At 56.3% G+C, this 24454-nt stretch carries 26 protein-coding genes; 18 read left to right on the forward strand and 8 right to left on the reverse strand.

Annotated elements, in window-relative coordinates; all coding sequences use genetic code 11:
- Positions 1 to 231 precede the first annotated feature (231 nt).
- The 12 genes from ACR0ID_RS07985 to ACR0ID_RS08040 all read left to right on the forward strand — a co-directional run bounded on the left by ACR0ID_RS07985 (position 232) and on the right by ACR0ID_RS08040 (position 9376).
- A complete protein-coding gene (locus ACR0ID_RS07985; RefSeq protein ID WP_480604744.1) occupies positions 232 to 1089 on the forward strand; it encodes an HpcH/HpaI aldolase/citrate lyase family protein in 858 nt (285 codons plus the stop codon).
- Positions 1090 to 1095: 6 nt separating this feature from the next.
- Positions 1096 to 1650 carry an NnrU family protein gene (locus ACR0ID_RS07990; RefSeq protein ID WP_480475092.1) on the forward strand — a complete coding sequence of 185 codons (555 nt, stop codon included), beginning with the start codon at positions 1096 to 1098 and terminating at the stop codon, positions 1648 to 1650.
- Between the two features lie 12 nt (positions 1651 to 1662).
- Positions 1663 to 1869 (forward strand): DUF1737 domain-containing protein, encoded by a 207-nt coding sequence (locus ACR0ID_RS07995; protein WP_209506521.1) that lies wholly within the window; start codon positions 1663 to 1665, stop codon positions 1867 to 1869.
- Positions 1869 to 2897: a MaoC family dehydratase gene (locus ACR0ID_RS08000; RefSeq protein ID WP_480604746.1), complete on the forward strand. Its 1029-nt coding sequence runs from the start codon at positions 1869 to 1871 to the stop codon at positions 2895 to 2897. The genes ACR0ID_RS07995 and ACR0ID_RS08000 overlap by 1 nt, the downstream gene beginning before the upstream one ends.
- Positions 2898 to 2951: 54 nt before the next feature.
- Entirely contained in the window at positions 2952 to 3614 is a 663-nt protein-coding gene (locus ACR0ID_RS08005) for a DUF1194 domain-containing protein (protein WP_480604748.1), read from the forward strand.
- Between the two features lie 215 nt (positions 3615 to 3829).
- Positions 3830 to 4216, forward strand: coding sequence for a succinate dehydrogenase, cytochrome b556 subunit (gene sdhC / locus ACR0ID_RS08010; protein ID WP_480604750.1), 387 nt, complete (start codon positions 3830 to 3832; stop codon positions 4214 to 4216).
- A 13-nt stretch (positions 4217 to 4229) separates the two neighbouring features.
- Positions 4230 to 4601: a succinate dehydrogenase, hydrophobic membrane anchor protein gene (gene sdhD / locus ACR0ID_RS08015; protein ID WP_480475100.1), complete on the forward strand. Its 372-nt coding sequence runs from the start codon at positions 4230 to 4232 to the stop codon at positions 4599 to 4601.
- An 18-nt stretch (positions 4602 to 4619) separates the two neighbouring features.
- Entirely contained in the window at positions 4620 to 6425 is a 1806-nt protein-coding gene (gene sdhA, locus ACR0ID_RS08020; RefSeq protein ID WP_480554209.1) for a succinate dehydrogenase flavoprotein subunit, read from the forward strand.
- Between the two features lie 96 nt (positions 6426 to 6521).
- On the forward strand, positions 6522 to 7148 hold the full coding sequence (locus ACR0ID_RS08025) for a sulfotransferase (RefSeq protein ID WP_480604752.1): 627 nt from the start codon (positions 6522 to 6524) through the stop codon (positions 7146 to 7148).
- A gap of 31 nt (positions 7149 to 7179) precedes the next feature.
- On the forward strand, positions 7180 to 7959 hold the full coding sequence (locus ACR0ID_RS08030) for a succinate dehydrogenase iron-sulfur subunit (protein WP_480604754.1): 780 nt from the start codon (positions 7180 to 7182) through the stop codon (positions 7957 to 7959).
- Positions 7960 to 8081: 122 nt separating this feature from the next.
- The gene (locus ACR0ID_RS08035; RefSeq protein WP_267363816.1) at positions 8082 to 8222 is read left to right on the forward strand and encodes a hypothetical protein; all 141 of its coding nucleotides are present in this window, start codon (positions 8082 to 8084) and stop codon (positions 8220 to 8222) included.
- Positions 8223 to 8512: 290 nt separating this feature from the next.
- Positions 8513 to 9376 (forward strand): urea carboxylase-associated family protein, encoded by an 864-nt coding sequence (locus tag ACR0ID_RS08040; RefSeq protein ID WP_480604755.1) that lies wholly within the window; start codon positions 8513 to 8515, stop codon positions 9374 to 9376.
- A gap of 24 nt (positions 9377 to 9400) precedes the next feature.
- Here ACR0ID_RS08040 and deoD read toward each other — a convergent pair whose 3' ends face one another.
- The 3 genes from deoD to ACR0ID_RS08055 all read right to left on the reverse strand — a co-directional run bounded on the left by deoD (position 9401) and on the right by ACR0ID_RS08055 (position 12631).
- On the reverse strand, positions 9401 to 10111 hold the full coding sequence (gene deoD / locus ACR0ID_RS08045) for a purine-nucleoside phosphorylase (RefSeq protein WP_480604757.1): 711 nt from the start codon (positions 10109 to 10111) through the stop codon (positions 9401 to 9403).
- 17 nt (positions 10112 to 10128) lie between these two features.
- Positions 10129 to 10446 (reverse strand): H-NS histone family protein, encoded by a 318-nt coding sequence (locus ACR0ID_RS08050; protein WP_480604758.1) that lies wholly within the window; start codon positions 10444 to 10446, stop codon positions 10129 to 10131.
- A gap of 124 nt (positions 10447 to 10570) precedes the next feature.
- Entirely contained in the window at positions 10571 to 12631 is a 2061-nt protein-coding gene (locus tag ACR0ID_RS08055) for a methylmalonyl-CoA mutase family protein (protein WP_480604759.1), read from the reverse strand.
- Positions 12632 to 12682: 51 nt separating this feature from the next.
- On the opposite strand from ACR0ID_RS08055, the gene ACR0ID_RS08060 reads away from it, so the two are divergent.
- The 6 genes from ACR0ID_RS08060 to ACR0ID_RS08085 all read left to right on the forward strand — a co-directional run bounded on the left by ACR0ID_RS08060 (position 12683) and on the right by ACR0ID_RS08085 (position 19591).
- Positions 12683 to 14047 carry a 1-acyl-sn-glycerol-3-phosphate acyltransferase gene (locus tag ACR0ID_RS08060; protein WP_480475114.1) on the forward strand — a complete coding sequence of 455 codons (1365 nt, stop codon included), beginning with the start codon at positions 12683 to 12685 and terminating at the stop codon, positions 14045 to 14047.
- Positions 14048 to 14181: 134 nt separating this feature from the next.
- Positions 14182 to 15465: a crotonyl-CoA carboxylase/reductase gene (gene ccrA, locus ACR0ID_RS08065; protein ID WP_480475116.1), complete on the forward strand. Its 1284-nt coding sequence runs from the start codon at positions 14182 to 14184 to the stop codon at positions 15463 to 15465.
- A 367-nt stretch (positions 15466 to 15832) separates the two neighbouring features.
- Positions 15833 to 16552: a helix-turn-helix transcriptional regulator gene (locus ACR0ID_RS08070; protein ID WP_480518469.1), complete on the forward strand. Its 720-nt coding sequence runs from the start codon at positions 15833 to 15835 to the stop codon at positions 16550 to 16552.
- 82 nt (positions 16553 to 16634) lie between these two features.
- The gene (locus tag ACR0ID_RS08075) at positions 16635 to 17273 is read left to right on the forward strand and encodes an acyl-homoserine-lactone synthase (protein WP_480518471.1); all 639 of its coding nucleotides are present in this window, start codon (positions 16635 to 16637) and stop codon (positions 17271 to 17273) included.
- Between the two features lie 60 nt (positions 17274 to 17333).
- Entirely contained in the window at positions 17334 to 18875 is a 1542-nt protein-coding gene (locus ACR0ID_RS08080; protein WP_480604762.1) for an ATP-dependent DNA helicase, read from the forward strand.
- Positions 18863 to 19591, forward strand: a complete 729-nt coding sequence (locus ACR0ID_RS08085; RefSeq protein WP_480554204.1) for an SDR family oxidoreductase — start codon at positions 18863 to 18865, stop codon at positions 19589 to 19591. Before ACR0ID_RS08080 ends, ACR0ID_RS08085 begins: the two co-directional genes overlap by 13 nt.
- A gap of 3 nt (positions 19592 to 19594) precedes the next feature.
- Here ACR0ID_RS08085 and ACR0ID_RS08090 read toward each other — a convergent pair whose 3' ends face one another.
- The 5 genes from ACR0ID_RS08090 to ACR0ID_RS08110 all read right to left on the reverse strand — a co-directional run bounded on the left by ACR0ID_RS08090 (position 19595) and on the right by ACR0ID_RS08110 (position 24453).
- Positions 19595 to 20362, reverse strand: coding sequence for a TIGR02186 family protein (locus ACR0ID_RS08090; RefSeq protein ID WP_480483180.1), 768 nt, complete (start codon positions 20360 to 20362; stop codon positions 19595 to 19597).
- A 2-nt stretch (positions 20363 to 20364) separates the two neighbouring features.
- A complete protein-coding gene (locus ACR0ID_RS08095; RefSeq protein WP_480475128.1) occupies positions 20365 to 21285 on the reverse strand; it encodes a sulfite exporter TauE/SafE family protein in 921 nt (306 codons plus the stop codon).
- Between the two features lie 91 nt (positions 21286 to 21376).
- The gene (locus ACR0ID_RS08100) at positions 21377 to 22300 is read right to left on the reverse strand and encodes a sulfite exporter TauE/SafE family protein (RefSeq protein ID WP_480483182.1); all 924 of its coding nucleotides are present in this window, start codon (positions 22298 to 22300) and stop codon (positions 21377 to 21379) included.
- A 90-nt stretch (positions 22301 to 22390) separates the two neighbouring features.
- Complete coding sequence (locus ACR0ID_RS08105) at positions 22391 to 23359, reverse strand: ABC transporter permease (protein ID WP_480475132.1); 969 nt, start codon at positions 23357 to 23359, stop codon at positions 22391 to 22393.
- A complete protein-coding gene (locus tag ACR0ID_RS08110; RefSeq protein ID WP_480475134.1) occupies positions 23359 to 24453 on the reverse strand; it encodes an ABC transporter permease in 1095 nt (364 codons plus the stop codon). Before ACR0ID_RS08110 ends, ACR0ID_RS08105 begins: the two co-directional genes overlap by 1 nt.
- Between the last annotated feature and the right edge of the window lies 1 nt (position 24454).

The following is a 24454-nucleotide window of genomic DNA, read 5'->3' on the forward strand; positions in this document are numbered from 1 at the left end:
TGTTGTGCCGCAAGTACCATGATCCCAAGCCCCATCGTCATCTTGAACATTGTCTTTCGCATCCCGAATCCTTTCGGTTCCCTCTGCCGGTCAGGGTGCCGCTCAGGGGCCGAAATTCAGTTAAGGCAAAGCACGTTGCGTCGTGTTTGCTGCGGTGCGGCAATTTTGGGCTTGAACTTTCCGGTAAAAAATGCCCCATTCCGCGCAACTTTATTTCAATGGGAGTGGTCCATGGATCCTCGTCAGCGCCCCTATCGTTCGGTTCTCTATATCCCCGGGTCCCGGGATCGGGCTTTGGAAAAGGCCCGCACTCTGCCGGTAGATGCAATCATATTTGATCTGGAAGATGCGGTCGCAGCCGACGAAAAGGACAATGCGCGCGAAACGCTCAAGGCGGCTTTGGCTGCCGGAGGGTACGGATCACGCGTCAAGATTGTTCGGATCAACGGGTTAGACACCGAATGGGGCCGTGCGGATGCCGAGGCTGTGCGCGAAATGGATGCCGACGTTGTCCTGTTGCCTAAAGTGAATTCGGCGGCTGACGTAGACGCGCTGGCTGCGATCACCGGAGATTTGCCGATCTGGGCTATGATGGAAACCCCGCGTGGAATGCTGAACGCAGCAGAAATCGCCGCGCATCCGCTGATGGCCGGATTCGTGATGGGAACAAATGATCTGGCGAAAGAGCTGCAAACCCGCTTCCGCCCAGATCGCCTGCCGATGATGACCTCGTTAGGGCTGTGCTTGTTGGCTGCCAAGGCCGAAGGGCTGATCATCATCGACGGTGTTTACAACGCCTTCAAGGATGTCGAAGGTCTGGCGTTCGAATGTGCGCAAGGCCGCGATATGGGCTTTGATGGCAAAACGCTGATCCACCCGGCCCAGGTCGAAGTGGCAAATACCGCCTTCGCGCCATCGGATGATGAGATCGACCTGGCTCGCCGCCAGATCTCGGCCTTTGAAGAGACCGAAGCCCAAGGCCAAGGGGTCGCCGTTGTCGATGGCAAGATTGTCGAAAATCTGCACGTTGTAACTGCCCGCGAAATTCTGGCAAAAGCAGAGGCGATATTAGCTTTGCAAGCGGGGTAGGCCAGCATGGGCTTTGTTCTTCTGATCTTGGGTGTGGCGCTGTGGTGGGGGGCGCATCTGTTCAAACGTGTGGCACCTGAACGCCGCGCCGCAATGGGTAACGCGGGTAAAGGCGCTGTTGCCCTGGCTTTGGTCGCGTCGATCCTTCTGATGATCTTCGGGTATCGCATGACCGACTTCATCCATGTTTGGGCGCCGCCGACCTTTCTGATTCACGTCAACAATCTGTTGGTTTTGATCGCGATTTATTTGATGAGCCCTGCGGGCACAAAAGGCCGGCTGCTGTACAAGCTGCGCCACCCGATGCTGGGCGGGTTCAAACTGTGGGCTTTTGCGCACCTGTTGGTGAACGGCGATTTGGCCTCGATCATCCTGTTTGGTGGCCTTCTGGCCTGGGCGGTGGTCGAAGTCATTGTAATCAACAAGTCTGAACCCGAGTGGACCCCGGCAGAGCCTGGCACTTACGGCAAGGATGCGATGTTCTTTGTGGCTTCGATCGTTCTGATGGGAATTATCGGATACATCCATGGGCTGGTTGGCCCATCTCCGTTCGGCTCATAAGGATTTGATTTGATGTCGAAGCTTTATCGCTTGCTGACCGAAGAAGACACTTCGGCCTTCTGTCACAAGGTGTCCGACGCCCTTTCAAAGGGATGGGAGCTGTATGGTGACCCGGCGTACGCCTTTGATGCCAACGGCAATGTAATGCGTTGCGCGCAGGCCGTGACCAAAGAGGTCGAGGCCGACTATTCCCCCGACATGAAACTGGGACAGCAGTAATGGCAAAAACAAATCCGGGCCGATTTTTCGAGGACTATTCTGTCGGGCAGGTGTTGCAGCATGCAGTACCTCGCACCGTGACCGAGGGAGAGCGCGGCTTGTATCACGCGCTCTATCCCGCACGTCACGCGCTTTACTCCTCGGATGAATTTGCCCGGGACTGTGGGTTGCCGGAAAGCCCGATAGATGATCTGGCCGCGTTCCACATCGTGTTCGGCAAGACCGTGCCTGATGTTTCTCTGAACGCGGTTGCCAATCTGGGCTATGCCGAAGGTCGTTGGCTGAAACCTGTTTTTGCCGGCGATACGCTGCGATCCGTATCAGAGGTTATCGGCCTGAAGCAGAATTCCAACGGAAAAACTGGTGTTGTCTGGGTTCGTACCCGCGGGTTGAACCAGTTGGACGAGGTGGTTCTTGAATATGTGCGCTGGGTCATGGTGAGCAAGGCAAACATGGATGCACCCGCGCCCGAGACGGTTGTTCCCGATTTGAAGGCTGTGCTTGATCCGCAGGACCTGATCGTGCCGGAAGGGCTCGATTTTGCAAACTACGATTTTGCCCTCGCGGGCGAGGCGCACCGCTGGGGCGATTATGAGGTCGGTGAAACCATCGATCATGTGGACGGTGTCACCGTGGAAGAGGCCGAGCATATGCTGGCCACACGTTTGTGGCAGAACACCGCCAAGGTGCATTACGACCTGACGTTCCGTCCGGAAGGGCGGCTCATTTACGGTGGGCATGTAATCTCGATGGCGCGGACATTGTCCTTCAATGGCCTTGCAAATGCGCAGATGATTGTCGGCTTGAATGGTGGCGCCCATGCTAACCCGTGTTTTGCGGGTGATACGATCAAGGCATGGTCCGAAGTTTTGGACAAAGCGGAAACCGGGGTTCACGGCATAGGCGCTGTGCGATTGCGTCTGGTCGCGACCAAGGGCGGTGATCCGTTCAAGCTGAAGAACGAAGAAGGGCGGTACCTGCCAGATGTTCTTCTGGATCTCGACTATTGGGCATTGATGCCCAAATAGGTGATCTGACGGATATGTGACGCCACGGCTTGCAAGGCGTGATAGGTTTGCACAATGAACCTGCTACGCGCGATATTGGCCAGCGTCACTCTGGCACCTGCGGCTCAGGCCTGCGATCTGGCCTTGGCTTTGGCTGTGGACGTTTCTGGTTCGGTCGATAGCAGCGAATATCGCATCCAGATGGATGGGTTGGCCGCAAGTTTGCGCGACCCGATCGTGTCCGAGGCACTGGTGCGGGGGCAGGCGCGGCTGATGCTAGTGCAGTGGACCGGCTCATCACGCCAGCGGATCACTATCCCCTGGACCCGTATCGATAGCTTTGCCACGCTGGATCAGTTTGCAGACCGGGTCGCCGCCGATCCGCGCATCTGGCGGAATTTTTCGACGGCAATCGGCGAGGCGCTTCAAATGACCCTGAGTTCATTCGATTCGGTTTCCGACTGCCGACGGCATCTGATTGACCTGTCAGGGGACGGTGTGTCCAATGAAGGGATTGAACCTACACGGGTACATGCGGCCCTGCGCGCCGAGGGAATCGTTGTCAACGCGCTGGCTATTGAGGAAAGCGAACCGGACCTGACGGCATATTTCTTTGAGAATGTCATCGTGGGCGAAGGTGCCTTTGTCGTTTCTGCCACCGGGTTCGCGGATTACCCGGAACGAATTCGTCGAAAACTGCTGCGCGAAGTGACGCAGCAAACGGCAGACCTGAAATGACGGCTTGAGAGATTCGTGATCACATCTCTTCGGCCTTGAAAACGCTAACATTGACAGTGCGGAATGTGATATGTGATCACGAGATTATTTTGTGTGATCACATAATTGAATTATCCGTATAATTGAGCGCAATTTGATGGTTTTTGCACTCGCAGCACGTGACAGTGTCGCAAAAACCAGTAAAACGTTCGGTAGCCAACCGAAAAGGAGCCGCCATGGCCGATGTAAATCGGGGCAATCGCCCACTTTCGCCGCATCTGTCGATTTATCGCCCGCAGCTGACGTCGATCACGTCCATCCTGACGCGCATCACCGGTAACGCCCTTCTGCTCGCAGCTCTGTTGATCGTCTGGTGGTTTCTGGCCGCTGCAACCTCGCCCGAGGCCTTTGCCGTAGCGAATGGGGTAATAACCTCGATGCTTGGAGACCTTGTGATGGCGCTGTCCGTTTGGGGGCTTTGGTATCACACGCTGGCCGGTGTGCGGCATCTGATCTGGGACAATGCAGTTGGTCTGGATATTCCGACAGCGAACAAAATGGGTTGGGCTGTTGTTATCGGATCGGTCGTCTTGACCCTTCTGACCCTTGTCCTCGTCGCGTGATTGGAGGCATGACATGCGTTATCTGACCGACCGCAAACGCGCCGCTGGACTTGGCTCGGCGAAATCCGGTACTGCCCATTTCTGGGCGATGAAAGTCAGCTCGGTTGCTTTGCTGATCCTTGTGCCGTTGTTTGTATTCACCTTTGGCCCGATCCTGGGCCAGCCATTCGAGGTCGTTCTCGACTACTACTCGCGACCTTTCCCTGCCATCGTGGCAGCACTGACGCTGGCGGTTGGCTTCAAACACTTCGCGGACGGTGCGCAGGTGATGCTTGAAGATTATGTTCACGGCACGCTTGAAAAGGTCCTGATCATTCTGTTGACCTGCTTGTCTTATGGCGCGGCTGCGGCTGGCATCTTTGCCGTCGCTCGCATTGCCCTTTAATTCCCGGAGCTGAAAGAAATGGCTGCATACGAATACGAAACGCATGAATATGACGTGGTCGTTGTCGGTGCCGGTGGGGCCGGTCTGCGGGCAACACTGGGTATGGCGGAACAGGGTCTTCGCACGGCTTGCGTAACCAAGGTTTTCCCAACCCGTTCGCATACTGTGGCCGCTCAGGGCGGTATCGCCGCGTCGTTGTCAAACATGGGGCCCGACCACTGGCAGTGGCACATGTACGACACTGTGAAAGGCTCGGATTGGCTGGGCGATACCGATGCGATGGAATACCTAGCTCGGGAAGCGCCCAAGGCTGTTTACGAACTGGAGCACTATGGCGTTCCGTTCAGCCGAACCGAAGAGGGTAAGATCTATCAACGCCCGTTTGGTGGTCACACCACTGAATTCGGCGAAGGCCCGGCAGTCCAGCGCACCTGTGCCGCTGCGGACAGGACCGGCCACGCGATCCTTCATACGCTGTATGGCCAGTCGCTGAAGAACAATGCCGAGTTTTATATCGAATACTTCGCCATCGACCTGATCATGTCCGATGACGGCCAGTGTCAGGGTGTTGTCTGCTGGAAGCTGGACGATGGCACGATGCATGTCTTCAATGCCAAGATGGTTGTGCTGGCGACCGGCGGGTATGGCCGCGCCTATTTCAGCGCGACCTCGGCCCATACCTGCACCGGTGACGGTGGCGGTATGGTGGCCCGCGCGGGCTTGGCGCTGCAGGATATGGAGTTCGTTCAGTTCCACCCGACCGGCATCTACGGATCGGGCTGCCTGATCACCGAAGGCGCGCGTGGCGAGGGCGGTTACCTGACCAACTCGGAAGGTGAACGGTTCATGGAGCGTTACGCCCCCCAGTACAAGGACCTCGCACCGCGCGATTACGTCTCGCGCTCGATGACCTTGGAAATCCGCGAAGGCCGTGGTGTCGGTGCGGAAGGGGATCATATTCACCTGAACCTCAGTCACCTCCCAGCCGAAGCTTTGGCAGAACGTCTGCCCGGCATCTCGGAAAGCGCCAAGATCTTTGCCGGCGTGGATGTCACCAAGGAACCGATCCCGGTTCTGCCAACCGTGCACTATAACATGGGCGGTATCCCCACAAACTATTGGGGTGAAGTTCTGAACCCAACGGCCGAGAACCCGACAGCTGTGGTTCCGGGCCTCATGGCAGTGGGCGAAGCCGGTTGCGCCTCGGTCCACGGCGCGAACCGCTTGGGCTCGAACTCGCTGATTGACCTTGTGGTCTTTGGCCGCGCGGCGGCGATCCGGGCAGGCAAAGTCGTGAATCCTGAAGCTGCGAACCCGGTTCTGAACCAGGCATCGGTCGATAAGGCCTTTGACCGGTTCGACGCGGTGCGCAACGCTAGCGGTTCCATCCCGACCGCCGAGTTGCGGCTTGAGATGCAGAAAACCATGCAGGCGGATGCTGCCGTGTTCCGTACCGCCAAGACCATGGCCGAAGGCGTCGAGAAGATGACGGCAATCGCTGCGAAGATGGACGATCTGAAAGTCACCGACCGGTCGCTGGTCTGGAACAGTGACCTGATGGAAACGCTGGAACTGACCAACCTGATGCCTAACGCGCTGGCCACGATCGTCGGCGCAGAGGCGCGCAAGGAATCCCGTGGTGCCCACGCGCACGAGGATTTCTCTGCACGTGATGACGAAAACTGGCGTGTTCACACGGTTAGTCGGGTCGAAGGCAACAAGGTTGAGCTCAGCTATCGTCCCGTGATCGTCGATCCGCTGACGACCGAAGACGAAGGTGGCATCAGCCTGAAGAAAATCGCACCCAAGGCACGTACGTTCTAAAAGGCTCGGACAGCAGGCAATGGTGAGCAAGCGCCAAATACCCACGAAAACCGCAAAGGCCATTGGCCAGTGGTCGGTCCGTGTCCGGTGCTTGTCATGACGGTCGAGGTCCTGCAATCCGGTTCAGGCTATCCCAAGATCATCCTGATCGGGCTGAACCGCTGTGCAACGACCTCGTTTCACAGGCTGTTCCAGAACAGCGGGATACCGTCAGTTCATTGGGAAGATGACCAGGGCCGAAACCTTGCGCACCGCATGTTGACCAACATAGCCATGGGGCGACGACCACTGGACGGGTTCGGAGCGGTGCGGGCCTTCACCGACATCGCTTTCGTCAGCTCACGCTTCATGCTGGACGGGGCGCGTTTCTTCCGTGAATTGCATGCGGCTTACCCGGACGCCTTTTTCTTGCTGAACACGCGCAATCGCGATGACTGGATCGCATCCCGTGCCAACCATTCCGGCGGTAGGTACCTTGAGCGATGCTGCAAGGCCAATGGACAAACGGCCGATGAAGTGAAACACGGCTGGGCACATATGTATGATGTGCACCATGCCGAAGTAGAAGCCTATTTCCACGGCAACCCGCGCTTCCTGCGCTTTGATATCGACTGTGACGATCCGCAACGCGTTGCGGACTGGCTCGCGTCGGATTTTGACGTGAACATCGCCCATTGGGGGCATTATAACCGAGGGGCGTCTCAGCGCGCCCGGACAGGCTGAAAGGCGGCCTTGTGCTGAATGGAGAATTGACATGGTTCAACTGACCCTGCCCAAAAATTCCCGGATTATCACCGGCAAGACTTGGCCAAAGCCGGATGGCGCGACCAATGTGCGAAAGTTCCAGATCTATCGCTGGAACCCGGATGACGGACAGAACCCTCGTGTCGATACCTACTTTGTCGATATGGACACGTGCGGGCAGATGGTTTTGGACGCGCTGATCAAGATCAAGAACGAAATCGACCCGACCCTGACATTTCGCCGGTCATGCCGTGAAGGCATCTGCGGCTCGTGCGCGATGAATATTGACGGGATCAACACGCTGGCCTGTATCTATGGGATGGATGAGATCAAGGGCGACGTGAAAATCTATCCGCTGCCGCATATGCCTGTGGTCAAGGACCTTATCCCTGATCTGACCCATTTCTATGCCCAGCATGCGTCGATCATGCCGTGGCTGGAAACCAAGACCAACCGTCCTGCAAAGGAATGGAAGCAGTCGATCGAAGATCGGAAAAAGCTGGATGGTCTCTATGAGTGTGTGATGTGCGCCAGCTGCTCGACCTCGTGCCCGAGCTACTGGTGGAACGGCGACCGGTATCTCGGCCCTGCTGCTCTGTTGCACGCATATCGCTGGATCATCGACAGCCGGGATGAGGCCACGGGTGAGCGTCTGGACGAGTTGGAAGATCCGTTCAAGCTCTATCGCTGCCACACCATCATGAACTGTGCCAAGACCTGCCCCAAAGGTTTGAACCCGGCCAAGGCGATTGCCGAGATTAAAAAGATGATGGTCGAACGCGCGGTATAATAACCTGCACCGAATTGCGGTAAACGCATGTCGATCTTGCAAAATAAGGCGATGTGGCCCCGGCTGCATTGCCTTATTTTTTGGTCAGGGAGGAGTGATGAGTTCGAGTCAGGATCACTCCAATGAATGCAAACACATCCAAACAAAAAATCGACGCTAAAGAGGCGCTGAAACTGCTGGAGCAGGCATGGGCCTACTACACGCCGGAACCGGTTAAAGCCGACAAAGAGCCCGAGCTGTTCGAATACGCAAACGCGGCCTGATCCAATACGACAGCCCTTGAAAAACTTCGGTCAATCGGCAAAGCAGAGGAATGCCTGTTCTTCTGCTTTTGTTGGTCGCCGGAGTGTTCGCCTATTTTTTCTGGCGCTCGCGCCATTCAACGCTGACACGTGATTGTCGCTGGCGACAGGACAGACGTCATGGCATCTGGCGGTGCAACTATTGTGGAGCGGAAATCGCTGCGACGGACCAACCTATGCGATGCCTGAAGGCAAGTGATGGTTGAGAATAGGGCTTTTCGCGAGCCAGAGAATCCGCCACTCTGCACGCCATGACTGGTTCTGAGAATACTGCCCGCCCCCCCGAAGATGCCGAAGCCCGTCGTTCGGTCGCCCCTGTTATTTGTTATCCGAACGATGCCTTGCCGCGACCAGATTTGCCCTGGATGAGATCTGTACGCCAACGGGCAGTCAAAACCGGCGAAGTCCTGGTTCCTCCGCGTGAGGCGTGCTGTTTTGATGTACCTGCCGGGCATTTCTTTCGCATCACATCGGTTGAAGGCCCGCAGGTTGGCGATTTGAACCTGTGGAACCGCAATGATTTATCCGAGCGCTTTTATTCCGGAAAAACGCGGGCTTTGCATGGCACGCACCTGACCACCGGAGAGCGGATGTGGTCCAGTTTCCCACATCTGCGCCCGATGGCCACGATCATAGCGGATACACTGGAATGGTACGGGATCGATGCATACGGGGGATCGGTTCATGACGTAATCGGCACGCGTTGTGATCCATATACGGGCAATTTGCTGTCCGGCACGCAGTATCACCACTGTTGTCATTCCAACCTGACCCGCGCGCTGGCGGATCATCTGAGTATTCCGATGGATGAGGCCGAACCTGTGGTGCACGACGTTCTGAACGTCTTCATGTGTACCGGTTTCACTCGGGATACAGGTCAGTATTTCATGAAAGCATCGCCCGTTCGCCCCGGCGACTATCTGGAGTTCTTTGCTGAGATCGATCTGCTGGGCAATCTCAGCGCTTGTCCGGGTGGGGATTGTTCCTCCGAACATTCCTCGGACACAGCCGCGTGTTTTCCCTTGCTGGTCGAAACATTTGCCGCGACGGTCACAGACCTGGACAGCTGGGAAAGCCCGGCGCGCAATGGCTATGATCGCACGCACGGGCGCTAGGTTCAGCGGGCAACTACATCATTGTCAGCTGCTCGGAAATGCGGCCTGTAGCGCGATTTCCACCATGTCTCCAAAGCTGCTTTCACGTTCCGAGGATGGCAGAGCCTCTCCCGTTAGAAGGTGATCGGAAACGGTGAGAACTGCCAGAGCACGGCATTTGTGGCGCGCTGCAAGGATATAGAGCTCGGCCGCCTCCATTTCGACGCCGAGAATCCCGTGGCGCACCATCTGTTCATTCAGGTCCGGGCGATCATCATAGAAAACGTCCGAAGAATAAATCCCGCCGACATGGGTAGGGGTTGCTTTGGCAGCCGCCGCCTTTGCGGCCGCCTGCAACAAACTCCAATCGGCGCAGGGTGCAAAGTTCAGTTCTTTCATGATACCGCGTGACGGCGTACTCAGCGTTGTTGACGTCATTGCCAGAATGACGTCTCGAATTTTTACGCTGTCCTGCATTCCGCCACACGACCCAATTCGGATCAGGGTTTTTGCGCCGTAATCGCAAATTAACTCGTTTACGTAAATGGAGAGCGAGGGCATTCCCATGCCGCTACCCTGTATCGTTACAGGATTTCCCTTCCAATTTCCGGTAAACCCAAGCATCCCCCGAACGTTATTGACTTGCTTCACATCGTCCAAAAACGTCTCGGCCGCCCATTTCGCCCGATAAGGATCTCCGGGTAATAGAACGGTTTCTGCAATTTCACCTTTTTCAGCGCCGATATGAATTGTCATTGTTTGTTCCGCCCCGATCAGATTTCAAGATCGGAAATATCGGCACCCGCCTGCAACGCGTCATGCACCCATTTCGGCTTGCGGCCACGACCTGTCCAGGTTTGTTCCGGATTGGCAGGGTTGCGGTATTTTTCTTTTGTTTTCGTGTTCTTGGATGCGCGGGGTGCGTCGCCTGAAAGCTCGGACAGCGAGTATCCGAATTCCGCGGCAGCCTTTTCTGCGGCTTTCAAAGCCTCACGGCGCTCGCGTTTTTCGGCTCCTACCAAGGCTTTTTCGACATCGTCACGCAATGCCAAAAGGTCTTTACGCGACATCTGTTCAAGATTGACCCCCATCATTCATCTCCGAAGGATATTATTTACGGTGCACTTGAGTGCGCACCGTAATTCTAACGAATGGTTTATTCCATCCCAAATATCAAAAGGGAAGAAACGGGGAATTAAGGGTCTAAAACCTCAGTTACTCGGCTGCGAGGTTTTTGGGGTCAACCAGTGTTACGATATCGCTCATGATCGCATTAAGTTCAAAGTTTTTGGGGGTGTAAACCTTGGCTACACCCATGGCTTTCAATTTTGCGGCATCGTCATCCGGAATAATTCCGCCAACAACCACGGGAATGTGAGACAAGCCAGCCTTCTGCAGCCGATCCATTACATCTTCGACCAAAGGCAGATGGCTACCGGACAGGATCGACAACCCGATGACATCTGCGTCATCGTCGCGGGCTGAGGTGACAATTTCTTCCGGGGTCAGCCGGATACCCTCATAGCTGATATCCATGCCGCAGTCGCGGGCACGGAACGCGATTTGTTCGGCGCCGTTGGAATGGCCGTCCAATCCCGGTTTTCCAACCAGAAATTTCAGGCGTCGCCCCAGTTTGTCGCTGACGGCATCAACCGCCGCGCGCAGGTCATCCAACCCTTCGGTTTTGTTCGAGACCGATCCGGAAACGCCGGTCGGACCACGATAAGTGCCGAAGACCTTGCGCATCTCTTCGGCCCATTCGCCGGTGGTCACACCTGCCTTGGCAGCGGCAATGGACGGCTCCATGACGTTTGCTCCTGTCTGAGCCGCTTGGCGCAACGCGGCCAAGGTCGCTGCAACAGCCGCTTCGTCCCGCTCAGCCCGCCACGCATTCAAGCGGTCGATCTGTTCCTGTTCCACGGCAGGATCAACGACCATGATGCCGCCATCTTCAGTCTGAAGGGGGGAAGCCTCGCCTTCCATCCATTTGTTCACGCCGACAACGACGGTTTCGTTGCGTTCGATCCGGTTCAGACGTTCGGCGTTGGAATCCACAAGGCGGGATTTCATATACTCAATAGACGCAACCGCACCGCCCATCGAATCTAGGTTTGCCAGCTCTGCCCGCGCGCCTGCTTTCAATTCTTCGACCTTGGCATCAACAGCCGGGTTGCCATCGAACAGGTCATCGAATTCCAACAGATCAGTTTCATAGGCCAGAATTTGCTGCATCCGCATGGACCATTGCTGGTCCCAGGGGCGTGGCAGGCCAAGTGCCTCGTTCCATGCAGGCAACTGCACCGCGCGGGCGCGCGCGCTTTTCGACAGCGTCACGGCCAGCATTTCAATCAGGATGCGGTATACGTTGTTCTCAGGCTGCTGTTCGGTCAGGCCCAGTGAGTTTACCTGCACACCATAGCGGAAGCGGCGGAACTTTGGGTTCTCAACACTATACCGCTGTTGCAGAATTTCATCCCAAAGATCAACAAACGCGCGCATTTTGCACATTTCGGTAACAAAACGGATTCCTGCATTCACGAAAAACGAAATCCGACCACACAGTGCCGGAAAATCTTCGACCGGAACACGGGGGCGCAGCTCGTCCAGCACGGCAATGGCTGTTGCCATCGCATAAGCAAGTTCTTGTTCCGGTGTCGCGCCTGCCTCTTGCAGGTGATAGGAACACACATTCATCGGGTTCCACTTGGGGACATTGGAATAGCAATACTCAGCCACGTCTGCGATCATCTTCAGCGACGGTTTTGGCGGGCAAACATAAGTGCCCCGGCTCAGATATTCCTTGATCAGGTCGTTCTGGACCGTGCCCTGCAATTTGGAAACGTCAGCGCCTTGTTCCTCGGCCGCGGCGATGTAAAGGGCTAGCAACCAAGGGGCGGTCGCGTTGATCGTCATTGACGTGTTCATCTGTTCCAGCGGAATCTGATCGAACAAAACCCGCATATCGCCCAGATGGCAGACGGGCACCCCGACTTTGCCAACTTCGCCACGTGCCAACGTGTGGTCACTGTCATATCCGGTCTGGGTGGGCAGATCGAAGGCAACCGAAAGACCGGTTTGCCCTTTGGCGAGGTTGCCACGATAAAGCGCGTTCGAGGCCTTGGCGGTGGAATGACCGGCATAGGTCCGGATGAGCCAGGGGCGATCTTTCTGCATCTGCGTCATGAAGGGGCCTCGCGTTTCGGTGGGCAATAAAATTACGTCCTGAGGTTCTAAAGCGCAATTTTCGGGACATGTCAATTCGCTGCGTTGCGGCATCCTGCAATTGTTCAGATTGTGAGCAGCTTCGATTGGTGGCAAGGTGCGGCCATGACGCAAACCGTGGAACTTCCGCTTTGGCTTTTTGTGCTGATCGTGGTCTTTGCCATGGTTACTTTCGCTTCACATTTTCTGTTCCCGTCAGTCCGATGGTTTTTCCGCCGCCGGTTGGAACGTGCCGTGGCGCGTTTGAACCAGCGCCTGCAACGTCCGATCCAACCGTTCAAGCTGGCCCGTCGGCACGACATGATTCAACGGCTGATTTATGATCCGCAGGTTGGTAAAGCGGTTCAGCATCACGCCCTCGAAACTGGAATACCCGAAGCCGTTGCGTCCGAGCAGGCACGCCGCTATGCCCGCGAGATCGTGCCGTCCTTTTCCGCCTTCGCCTATTTCAGTTTTGCGATCCGGCTAGCCCGGCTGTTAAGCAACACGTTCTACGAGGTGCGGCTTAGCTACGAGGACGAAGACGCGGTCAGGACAATCGACCCTGATGCAACCGTTGTTTTTGTGATGAACCACAGAAGCAATATGGACTACGTATTGGTTACATATCTGGCGGCCCCGCACTCTGCTTTATCCTACGCAGTAGGAGAATGGGCGCGGGTTTGGCCGCTGAGCCGGTTGATCCGGGCAATGGGGGCCTACTTTATCCGGCGCAAGTCAGGCAGCGAGCTCTACCGGCAGGTTTTGTCCACCTATGTGCGCCATGCGACCGAAGCCGGTGTTACGCAAGCCATGTTTCCAGAAGGTGGTTTAAGCCTGACAGGAGCGCTCGCCCGCCCAAAGCTTGGATTGCTCAAGTATATAATGGATGGGACGACGTCGCAGGGGCGTGATGTCGTATTCGTTCCTGTCGCTTTGAATTATGACCGTGTGCTCGAAGACACCATTCTGACCCGTGCGGCACTGGGAAAAGAGCGTCGTTTTCGGGCCCGGATCGGGGTCATCACGCGTTGGATTCTCAAACAGTTCTGGCGGCGAGTGATCGGGCGTTACAAGCGGTTTGGGCTGGCATCGGTCCGGTACGGAATCCCGATTTCTCTGAAAGAGTTCCGGGCCAAGGGCAGTGATGACATGATGACCGATCTGGCGCGCACATTGATGCAGCGTATCCAGAACGCGATCCCGTTGGTCCCGGCCCCTGCGGCTTGTTTGCTGATACGTGACAATGGGCCGATGGCGGAACAGGATCTGCGGTCCTGTATTCAGGCGATGATGGAACGTGACGGTAAGCAGACCCAAGACAATGCGTCGGCCATATCAAGCGCTTTGGATCAGTTGATTGAACGACGGATACTCAAGCGGCAGGGGCATGTTCTTTCCGAATCTGGGCAACGCGGTGATTTGCTGGAGTATTATGCAGCATCTGTACCGGTTTCCGCGCGCCCTTCTGTTTCTGCGTATGCAAAATAATTTCTGCAACCGCTGGGTCATAAAATTACAATTTAGCATCAAAAACGGTTGCAATATTTCGCGATGGCCAATATTTCATCTGATAAAGCACGCGATTCTGCGTCGCGGCAAAAGTATTGAAAAAGGAGGCCAGCATGGCTTTGGACACCGAAACCGGTATCGCGTCGTATGAGGCACCTGAAAAAGACCTCTATGAAATGGGTGAGATCCCTCCGATGGGATATGTCCCGAAACAAATGTACGCATGGGCCATCCGAAAGGAACGCCATGGCGAGCCAAACACTGCGATGCAGCAGGAAGTGGTCGATGTACCCACGCTGGACAGCAATGAGGTACTTGTTCTGGTGATGGCAGCAGGCGTTAACTACAACGGTGTCTGGGCTGCACTGGGCCAGCCGATCAGCCCCTTCGATGGCCACAAGGCACCGTACCATGTCGCAGGCTCTGATGCATCGGGTATCGTCTGGGCTGTTGGTGACAAGGTCAAGCGCTGGAAGGTTGGCGATGAAGTTGTCATCCACTGCAACCAGGACGATGGCGACGACGAAGAATGCAACGGCGGCGACCCAATGTACTCGACCAGTCAGCGGATCTGGGGCTATGAAACACCTGACGGCTCGTTCAGCCAGTTCACACGCGTGCAAGCTCAGCAGTTGATGCCGCGCCCCAAGCACCTGACCTGGGAAGAAGCGGCGTGCTACACGCTGACACTCGCGACAGCTTACCGTATGCTGTTTGGTCACGAACCGCACGACCTGAAACCGGGTCAGAACGTTCTGGTCTGGGGTGCCTCGGGCGGTCTGGGGTCTTATGCTATCCAGTTGATCAACACAGCCGGGGCAAACGCGATCGGGGTGATTTCGGACGAAAGCAAGCGCGATTTCGTCATGGGTCTGGGCGCAAAAGGGGTTTTGAACCGCCGCGACTTTAATTGCTGGGGCCAACTGCCCACGGTCAATACGCCTGAATACGCCGAGTGGTTCAAAGAGGCCCGCAAGTTCGGCAAGGCGATCTGGGATATCACCGGCAAGGGCAACAATGTCGACATGGTGTTCGAGCATCCGGGCGAAAGCACCTTCCCGGTCTCGACCTTCGTGGTGAAAAAAGGCGGCATGGTTGTGATTTGTGCGGGGACGTCCGGGTTCAACTGCACATTCGACGTACGTTACATGTGGATGCACCAGAAACGCCTGCAGGGTTCGCATTTTGCCCATCTGAAACAAGCGGCAGCGGCGAACAAGCTGATGGTCGAGCGCCGTCTGGACCCCTGTATGTCCGAGGTGTTTGCCTGGAACGACCTTCCGGAAGCACATATGAAAATGCTGCGGAATGAACACAAGCCGGGCAACATGTCTGTGCTTGTTCAGGCGCCGCGTACCGGGCTGCGCACACTCGAAGAAGTTTTGGACGCAGGCTGAAACAGTTCAGGACCTTAGACAAAAACCACCCGCGAATCGCACTGCCGGTTCGCGGGTGGTTTGCTGTTTGCAGACCTTTTTCATGGTTTCAAATGCTTGCGATTATTACTCCCGCTATTTTTGGGGAGTAGAAACCGGTGAATAGGTCGAAAAAGATCATACATGTTATGATTGTGTTAACGCTTCGTTAACTGTTTCAGAGAGACCCTGATGGCGCAAAATGAGTGGATATTGGACGTACTATCGGACCTCAACGCTTTTGCCGTTGCGAATGGGTTGAGCGCGCTTGCAGAACAGCTTGATGATACAAGGCTGATTGCGGCGGCCGAGATCGCGTCCCTAAAGAACGAGGCACGGGCGCCCGCGGATGGGAACGAAAACCGATTTGGGTCAAATCCTTCAGGATTTGGAAAACACCAGCACGCTTGAAGAGCTCAGCACCGTTGCCGAATGTCTGCGAGACACTTTGAAGGTCGCACATCTGACATATCACTGGGTTGACGGCGCGGGGGACCAATACGGCTATACGACCTACTCAGACGCCTGGGACGAACGATACAGGGAAAAAAACTATCATCGTATTGATCCTGTAATTCTGGGGTGTTTCCAGCGATTTCACCCGGTTGACTGGAAGTCTCTGGACTGGTCCAGCAAGGTGGCCAAATCATTCCTTCAGGATGCCCACGACCATGGGGTCGGCAATCAGGGATACTCGATCCCGATCCGAGGGCCAAACGGCCAGTTCGCTCTTTTTACCGTTAACCATAGTTGCGACGATCAAACTTGGCAGACCTTCATCTCGACCTTTGGGCGCGAGTTGATTCTTGTTGCGCACTATATCAATCGCAAAGCGCTGGAGTTTGAAAAAGACAGGCAACCGGATGCAACGCGCAGCCTGTCGCCCCGTGAAATCGACGCCATTACCCTTTTGGCACTGGGTTACAGCCGCGCTCAGGTGGCGCATTCCCTGTCGATTTCCGAACACACGTTACGCGTTTACATTGAAAGCGCCCGATCGAAACTCGGAGCCCTTAACACGACCCACGCAATCGCAACGGCACTCAGCCGGGGATTAATAGTCGTTTAAGGGCAAAGCGTCCTCAAAACGCAATATTAACCACGACTCTGTACCCCCTTCGTTCCTGCACAGGACGACAAGGGGAAAAGTCATGTTGCGTTATCTATATGCCGATGAGTTACACAGATTTCCGACTCTGGCTGAGGGGATGTTCAAGGATCGCGCAGATCAGTTCAAAACCCGGTTGGGGTGGGACGTCCATGTCAACAAAAAAGGAGAAGAGCGGGATGAGTACGACGACCTCAACCCGCTTTATGTCATCTGGGAAGAACCGGATGGCAGCCATGGTGGGTCAATGCGGGTATTGCCGACAACCGGCCGGGTAATGATCAATGAGGTGTTTGGGCATCTCAACGGTGGAAAGCCGATTTGCAGCCCTCTGATCTGGGAGGTGACCCGGTTCTGCCTGTCCCGCACAGCCAGCCCGCACACTGCCGGGGCCATCATGCTCAGCGGCGGTGAGATGATGGAGGGCTTTGGCCTGACGCATATTGCCGGTGTATTTGATGCCCGCATGATCCGGATCTATCGTCTGATCGGGTCGTCCCCCGAGGTTCTTGGAACCCAAGGCACAGGGCGTGACCAGATCTCGGTCGGGCTATGGCCCTATTCAGCGGATGATTGCAACCGCGTGGCCGAACGGGCGGGCATCCCGCGTGAGCTTTCGCGCATGTGGTTCAATGCAGCTTTCGGGCGATCCAAACTGCACCGATTTGCCCTGTCTGCCTAAGGACCGGAAAACGCAAATCCGCATCTGGTGATGGTTGGCGCGGCCCTGTAGGGTCGCGCCATGTCTTTGCCGAATGTGACCTTCTCAGATGATCAGGCCGCCGCGTATGACAGCATCGCCGAGATGCTGCGCTCAGCCGGTGTCGACCTGGAGGACGATGCCCTTCTGAAACTGCCGGGGGCAGGGAAGTCTGGCGTGATGGCTGTGATCGGCAAGGCCGGGTCCGGCAAGACGTTGCTGTTGGCCAAACTTTACAAAGCGCTGGCTGAGACCGGTGTTCAGGTCGTGTCCGGCGACTACGAAAGTCGTAAATCCAGAGACAAGCGCAGCCTTGCTATTCTGGCCCCTACGAACAAAGCCGCAAGTGTTCTGCGCCTTCGAGGTGTTCCGGCAACCACAATTCACCGCATCCTTTATACGCCGGTCTATGACCCGGAATACGAGCGTATCGCCGAATGGCTGGCCGGAAATGACGAGCGCCCCGAGATCGAAGGTCTGACAGACGAAGCTTTGGACCGTGCTGCTGCGTTTTATCGTAACAACAAATCGATTCCCGGAGCGCTGGCCGCTGCCGGATTGCGCGGATCTGACTTCATTACAGGTTGGAAACGCCGCGAGGAACCGCTGGACATCGGGTTTGTCGACGAGGCGTCGATGCTGGATGATCGTCAGTTCGAAGACCTGAAAGAGATATTCCCGACCCTTCTGCTGTTCGGTGATCCCGCACAGCTGGCTCCGGTCAATCAGTCCGGCAGCATGGTGTTTGAAGCCTTGCCCGAACCACGAAAGCTGACGCTTCAGCGGGTACATCGGCAAGACGCGGATAACCCGATCCTGGATCTGGCGCACGCTCTTGCCAATCCGTCGATGGGATTTGAAGAATTTGAGCGTTTGGTCGAAGACACCGCCCGCCGGGATGACAGGGTCGTTAGGGGGCAGCGGGTCGAAGTTGATCTGATGGCGCGCAGCCCGGTTCTGGTCTGGCGCAACGCCACGCGCATTCGTTTGATACAGGCGTTCAGGCAAGTTCATGGCGCACCGGATACGGAGCTTTTGGAAGGTGAGCCGCTGATCTGCGACGGGATCGAGTTGCCGTTGAAGCACCGCAAAAAGCGGTTGGATCTTGAGGCGCGCGGCCTGATCAAGGGGGCCCAGGTTGTCTATCTTGGTCCCGGTCGCAAGCCGGGGTTTTCTCGCTTGCATGTGATCGGGGCCGAAGACCCACAGGTCAGCGCCGCGTCGATTGTCCAGATCGAAAAACCGGATGAGGAAGAGCCCTTCATTCCTTTTGCCGCCCGTATGGGGGCGACGTTTTTGCACGGGGCTGCAGTGACGATACACAAGGCACAAGGATCACAGTGGGACACGGTTCAGGTGTTTGCCCCTGACATTTACGCCGCCGCCCGGATGGGCCGTACTGAGGCCGGGCAGCCTTTGTGGAAGCGTTTGGCTTATGTCGCGATCACCCGCGCACAGGAGCGTTTGATCTGGGTGGTTCGCAATCGATTGTCAAAACCCACTTACCCGTTGCAGATAGATGATTTGCGCGCGGTCCCCGCAGTTTCACTCGCACTGGAGGCAGAAGAGACATGGGTTCCATAATCGTAACTGGTGCAAGCTCTGGCATCGGTCGGGCCACCGCCGAGCTTTTTCTGGCGCAGGGCTGGACGGTCGGGCTGCTGGCGCGCAGCGCGGACAAGCTGAATGCCCTCGCGCAAGAATACCCGGCGGCCATAGCAATGCCCGCCGATGTGACCGACCCGGACGCAGTCAAACAGGCGTTCCACGTATTCATGGATCGGACAGGGCGACTTGATGTTCTGTTTAACAACGCTGGTATTTTTGCCCGCGGGGGCACAATCGACGAAATCGCGTTGGACGATTGGTATCAAACCGTCAACGTCAACCTGAACGGTATGTTTCTATGCGCGCGTGAGGCCTTTGGGATCATGCGTCATCAAAGCCCGCAGGGCGGGCGGATCATCAATAACGGATCGATTGCAGCGCATGTTCCGCGTCCGAATTCTGTACATTATTCGGCGACCAAACATGCCATTACGGGGCTGACGCGCAGCCTTTCACTGGATGGACGATCCTTTGGAATTGCATGTGGTCAGATCGATATCGGCAACGCACGCACGCAGATGGTTCAGGATCTGGTGGATGCGGCGCAGGCGGCAGGCCAGACGCCGGACCCAACCATGGCGGTTGAAGATGCCGCGCGGTCCGTTCTGCATATGGCCACCCTGCCGCCCGAAGCGAATGTGCAGTTCATGACGGTCATGGCCACGACCATGCCCTATATCGGCAGGGGGTGAGTGTCAGTTTTCCCGCAACAGACGGAACGCTGTCGACGCGCCCCAACCCGCGGCAATTGCGATAACCAATGACATCAGCCCGTACCAAACGGGTTGCTGACGGGACATATTGTACAGAAACCGCTCCAACCCGACTTTGCGGACGTCGATTTTGGTTTCGTATTGCGATACAACCTCTCCTCCGCGGGTCAGGAAGATCCGAGCTGAGTAATCCCCTTCGGTCAGGTCCGCAGGCATGTCAATTGACGTCCGGAACAAGGTTTGTTCGTCCACGGCCACAGTGTTCTCGCGGATGGAATACAGCTGTTCAGATTCACGGATACGGATCACGGCATCTGCAAAATCCTGAGCACCACGGATGTGCATCGCCGCTCCGACCGACCGGATCGCGCGTTCGATCGAAATGCGGTGACGCAGGTCTTCGGTATCGGTCAGAATTTGATCCAACGGTTCGCTGGTGGCAACTGCGTAGAAACTTGGTGCCAGGTCGACCAGAACGCTATCGGTGTTTACCCAAATCCCAAGCTTTCGCTCTTTGCGGCGAACCGTTACGGGCTCGGACGGGCCTGCAACCGCTACAATAACCGCGACTGGTGGGCCTGGCGGAATGGGTGATTCCCGTTTGATGGCCCCGAAAATGAGGATCTCAGACCCGTCAAAGTCGGCAGTGATCGCAACACGATCCTGGCTGAGGCCCAGGACGACCTGCTCTTCATCGGCTGCTGCGGGCAGGCAGAACAGGCACAAAGCGGCAAAGACATAGCGCAGCATTCTTAATGCCCCCCGCTGTTGCCAAGCGAATAAAGCTCGGATGGTTCAAGAAGCAAATCAAGGGCCAGCTTGCCGCAGACGACCAGAACCAGCGCCGCCAACAGAACGCGTAGTTGTTCTGCCGGCATGCGCGAACCGATTACGGTTCCGATCTGGGCGCCAATGACGCCCCCGACCAGCAGCAATACCGCCAGGACAATGTCCACTGTATAGTTGGTGGTCGCGTGCAGCATCGTGGTAAATGCGGTTACGAAGATGATCTGAAACAACGATGTGCCGACAACGACTTTCGTGGGCATTCCCAGCAGGTAAATCATCGCCGGGACCATGATGAAGCCGCCACCGACCCCCATAATCGCGGACAAGACCCCGACGCTTAGACCAACTACAACCGGTGGAATGACCGAGATATAAAGACCTGATGTGCGAAAGCGCATCTTGAAGGGCATCGAATGAACCCAGCCACGTTGGCGGCGCTTGGCTGGCGCTGCCCCGCCTTTCTTGGCTTTGCGCAGCGCCCTCAAGCTTTCGATGAACATCAGGCTGCCAATAATACCAAGGAAGACCACGTAACAAAGGGTTACCAGAAGGTCGACCTGGCCTAGGCTTTTTAGATAGTTAAAGACAACAACGCCCAATGCAGCCCCGACTAGACCGCCTGTCAACAAAACCGTACCCATCTTGAGGTCAACGGTCTTTCGTCGAAAATGGGCCAGCACCCCGGAAAAGGACGATGCAACAATCTGATTGGCCTCTGTCGCAACCGCAACAGCCGGTGGTATGCCAATGAAAAACAGCAGCGGCGTCATGAGAAACCCGCCGCCGACCCCGAACATCCCCGACAGAATTCCAACCATTCCACCCAGACCAAGGAGTAGAAATGCATTTACCGAGACTTCGGCTATGGGCAGGTAAATATGCATGATACCGTCACTTTGCGCTGGGTCTTGGCTTGCCTTCTATCAAACTCGAATTCAAGAGCGGTTATTGTCGCGTGGTACGGAGAAAACAACATCATACCCCTCCAGGCTCTGCCAGAGAAAAGATCTCCAACGGCGGCAATAGAAGGTCAAATCCGATCTTTCCGGCAACGCCCATGACCAGCAACGCCAACAGAATGCGCAGCTGTTCGGCTTTCAGACGTGCACCGATCTGCGTCCCCAATTGCGCGCCCAGAACGCCGCCAAGCAACAAGAACAGGGCAAGCACTATGTCGACGCTGAAATTTGTCGACGCATGTATCATGGTTGTGAAACCGGCGACGAAAATGATCTGGAACAGGGATGTCCCGATAACCACTTTGGTCGGAATGCCAAGAACATAGATCATCGCGGGTACCATGATGAACCCGCCGCCGACACCCATGATCGCCGACAGGATGCCAACACCAAACCCGACCAGTGCAGGTGGTATGACCGAGATGTAAAGGCTTGATGCCCGAAACCGCATCTTGAAGGGCAGTGCGTGAACCCATGTACGCTGGCGTCGCTTGGGGGCAGGTTGATACCCGGACTTTCTGGCTTTTCGGATGGCGGCAAGGCTTTCAATGAACATCAGGGTTCCGATGGCCCCCAGAAACACGACATAGCAAATCTGTACAGCCAGATCGACCTGTCCGAGATGCTTGAGAAAATTGAAAACCACCATACCCAGGGCCGCGCCAAACAACCCTCCGGTCAGCAGAACGCTTCCCATTTTCAGGTCCACGGTCTTGCGCCTGAGATGCGCCAACAATCCCGAAATGGAAGAAGCGACAACCTGATTGGCTGATGTCGCAACGGCAACCGCCGGGGGAATGCCGATAAAAAACAGCAGCGGAGTGATCAAAAATCCTCCGCCGACCCCGAACATACCAGATAAAACACCGACGACCCCACCGATCCCCAACAGCAGGAATGGGCTGACAGAAACTTCGGCTATGGGAAGGTATACGTGCATACCCTCTTAGAACGGTTGCAGCATGCAAAATCAACTCTGCATGCCGCCTTGCAGCGAACAGGACCGAAACTCCATTCGGAACTGGCCTTATCAGCGCTCTTTGATGTAGGGCTCTCCGCCTGCCCGTGGTGGCACGGCCTTGCCGACAAAACCGGCCAGAATAACAACTGTCAGGATATAGGGCAGGGCGTCCATCACCTGGACCGGAATCACTACGCCACCAAGATCGATGTTTTGGAACCGAAGTGCTACCGCCTGAAGCAGGCCAAACAGCAAACAGGCCCACATGGCGTGCCACGGGCGCCATTTGGCAAAGATCAAGGCGGCCAGCGCAATAAAGCCACGACCAGCAGTCATTTCCTTGACGAACCCCGCCTGCAAAGCCGTCGCCAGATAAGCGCCTGCGATACCACAAAGTACGCCACAGATCGCGACGGCTGCGAAGCGCAGGCCAACCACGGATACGCCTGCCGTGTCGACGGCTGCCGGGTTTTCACCCACAGCCCGCAGGCGCAGGCCGAACCGTGTGCGGAAAAGCACCCACCACGTTGCTGGAACCATCAGGAATGCCACATAAACAAGGATCGAATGGCCCGAGAGCAGTTCGGAATAGATCGGGCCGACAATCGGAACCCCTCCAAGCGCATCGGCAAATGGAAAATTGATAGGCTCGAACCGGCCGCCACCAAAGAGCGAGGGCGTACGACCGCCCTGTTGGAACCAGCTTTGGGCGACAAGCACTGTCAGGCCCGAGGCGAGAAAGTTTATTGCAACACCCGAAATCAGCTGGTTGCCCCGGAAGGTTATCGATGCCAACCCGTGCAGCCCTGACAGCGCCAATGAGGATCCGATGCCAGCCAGCAAGCCCAGCCAGACTGAACCCGTAACCGCCGCGACAGCCGCAGAAAAGAACGCGGCCACCAGCATTTTGCCTTCCAGCCCGATGTCGAAAATGCCAGCCCGTTCCGAATACAGACCGGCCAAACAGGCCAGCAAAAGAGGCGTGGATAGGCGGATGGTCGAATCCAGAACCTGGATGAGGGTTACAAAGAAGTCCATTACTCTGCCCTCTTCCGCATACCAAGGAACAGTTTCTCAAGCGGCATCCGTACCATGTTGTCCAGCGCACCGGTGAACAGGATCACCAGCGCCTGAATGACCACGATCAGCTCGCGCGGGATCGATGCCCACAGTGCCAGCTCGGCCCCGCCCTGATACAGGAACCCGAACAAAAGCGCGGCCAGCAATACGCCGAAAGGATGTGAGCGCCCCATAAGGGCCACGGCAATCCCGATGAACCCAGCGCCTTCGGTCGAGTTCAGGACAAGGCGCTCCGCCTCGCCCATGACGTTATTGATGGCCATCAAACCTGCCAGCGCACCCGAGATCAGCATCGCAACAATAGTAATGCGAACCGGTGAGATACCGGCATAGACCGCGCCGGTTTCAGAGTGGCCATAAGCTCGGATTTCATAGCCCAGCCGGGTCCGCCAGATCAGCGCCCAGACGACGACACAGGCCAGCAACGCGATGAAGAATGTAATGTTTACCGGAGCCCCCCGGAACACCACGTTTTCTGCGGTCGAGAACATTGACTGGAAAGTTGGCAGATGGACGGTTTCGGGGAATCGCGCGGTTGCCGGGTCCTGCGACCCTTGCGGGCGCATGATGTTGACCAACATGTAGTTCAGAAAGGCAGCGGCAATGAAATTGAACATGATCGTGGTAATCACGATATGGCTGCCGCGCTTGGCCTGAAGGTAGGCTGGGATAGCGGCCCAAAACGCACCGAACAGCATTGATGCCGCGCAGGCCGCAAGCAATGCAATGCTCCAATGCGGCCAGTCGACGTAAAGGCAAACCATGGCCACCCCAAGACCGCCCAACATCGCCTGACCTTCGCCACCAATGTTGAACAAGCGGGCGTGGAATGCGACGGCGACCGCAAGGCCGGTAAACATGAAGTTTGTCGCGTAATAGAGCGTATAGCCCCAGCCATAGGTTGACCCCAACGCGCCTGTAACCATCAGCTTAACAGCTTCGACGGGGTTTTCTCCGATGGCGAGGATGACTAGCGCAGACAGGAAAGCGGCCAGCAACAGACTGATCAGCGGGATCAGAACGACATCGGCCCATTTAGGCATTTTTTCCATC

The organism is Ruegeria sp. AL2 (assembly GCF_056540845.1).

Coding starts and splice junctions, on each gene's coding strand:
- ACR0ID_RS08085 (WP_480554204.1), top strand. CDS start 18,863: ATGGGTTCCATAATCGTAACTGGTGCAAGCTCTGGCATCGGTCGGGCC.
- ccrA (WP_480475116.1), top strand. CDS start 14,182: ATGGCTTTGGACACCGAAACCGGTATCGCGTCGTATGAGGCACCTGAA.
- ACR0ID_RS07990 (WP_480475092.1), top strand. CDS start 1,096: ATGGGCTTTGTTCTTCTGATCTTGGGTGTGGCGCTGTGGTGGGGGGCG.
- ACR0ID_RS08110 (WP_480475134.1), bottom strand. CDS start 24,453: ATGGAAAAAATGCCTAAATGGGCCGATGTCGTTCTGATCCCGCTGATC.
- deoD (WP_480604757.1), bottom strand. CDS start 10,111: ATGACAATTCATATCGGCGCTGAAAAAGGTGAAATTGCAGAAACCGTT.
- ACR0ID_RS08070 (WP_480518469.1), top strand. CDS start 15,833: ATGGGAACGAAAACCGATTTGGGTCAAATCCTTCAGGATTTGGAAAAC.
- ACR0ID_RS08095 (WP_480475128.1), bottom strand. CDS start 21,285: ATGCATATTTACCTGCCCATAGCCGAAGTCTCGGTAAATGCATTTCTA.
- sdhD (WP_480475100.1), top strand. CDS start 4,230: ATGCGTTATCTGACCGACCGCAAACGCGCCGCTGGACTTGGCTCGGCG.
- ACR0ID_RS08025 (WP_480604752.1), top strand. CDS start 6,522: ATGACGGTCGAGGTCCTGCAATCCGGTTCAGGCTATCCCAAGATCATC.
- ACR0ID_RS08005 (WP_480604748.1), top strand. CDS start 2,952: ATGAACCTGCTACGCGCGATATTGGCCAGCGTCACTCTGGCACCTGCG.
- ACR0ID_RS08040 (WP_480604755.1), top strand. CDS start 8,513: ATGACTGGTTCTGAGAATACTGCCCGCCCCCCCGAAGATGCCGAAGCC.
- sdhC (WP_480604750.1), top strand. CDS start 3,830: ATGGCCGATGTAAATCGGGGCAATCGCCCACTTTCGCCGCATCTGTCG.
- sdhA (WP_480554209.1), top strand. CDS start 4,620: ATGGCTGCATACGAATACGAAACGCATGAATATGACGTGGTCGTTGTC.
- ACR0ID_RS08090 (WP_480483180.1), bottom strand. CDS start 20,362: ATGCTGCGCTATGTCTTTGCCGCTTTGTGCCTGTTCTGCCTGCCCGCA.
- ACR0ID_RS08080 (WP_480604762.1), top strand. CDS start 17,334: ATGTCTTTGCCGAATGTGACCTTCTCAGATGATCAGGCCGCCGCGTAT.
- ACR0ID_RS08050 (WP_480604758.1), bottom strand. CDS start 10,446: ATGGGGGTCAATCTTGAACAGATGTCGCGTAAAGACCTTTTGGCATTG.
- ACR0ID_RS07995 (WP_209506521.1), top strand. CDS start 1,663: ATGTCGAAGCTTTATCGCTTGCTGACCGAAGAAGACACTTCGGCCTTC.
- ACR0ID_RS08075 (WP_480518471.1), top strand. CDS start 16,635: ATGTTGCGTTATCTATATGCCGATGAGTTACACAGATTTCCGACTCTG.
- ACR0ID_RS07985 (WP_480604744.1), top strand. CDS start 232: ATGGATCCTCGTCAGCGCCCCTATCGTTCGGTTCTCTATATCCCCGGG.
- ACR0ID_RS08055 (WP_480604759.1), bottom strand. CDS start 12,631: ATGCCGCAACGCAGCGAATTGACATGTCCCGAAAATTGCGCTTTAGAA.
- ACR0ID_RS08035 (WP_267363816.1), top strand. CDS start 8,082: ATGAATGCAAACACATCCAAACAAAAAATCGACGCTAAAGAGGCGCTG.
- ACR0ID_RS08060 (WP_480475114.1), top strand. CDS start 12,683: ATGACGCAAACCGTGGAACTTCCGCTTTGGCTTTTTGTGCTGATCGTG.
- ACR0ID_RS08100 (WP_480483182.1), bottom strand. CDS start 22,300: ATGCACGTATACCTTCCCATAGCCGAAGTTTCTGTCAGCCCATTCCTG.
- ACR0ID_RS08030 (WP_480604754.1), top strand. CDS start 7,180: ATGGTTCAACTGACCCTGCCCAAAAATTCCCGGATTATCACCGGCAAG.
- ACR0ID_RS08000 (WP_480604746.1), top strand. CDS start 1,869: ATGGCAAAAACAAATCCGGGCCGATTTTTCGAGGACTATTCTGTCGGG.
- ACR0ID_RS08105 (WP_480475132.1), bottom strand. CDS start 23,359: ATGGACTTCTTTGTAACCCTCATCCAGGTTCTGGATTCGACCATCCGC.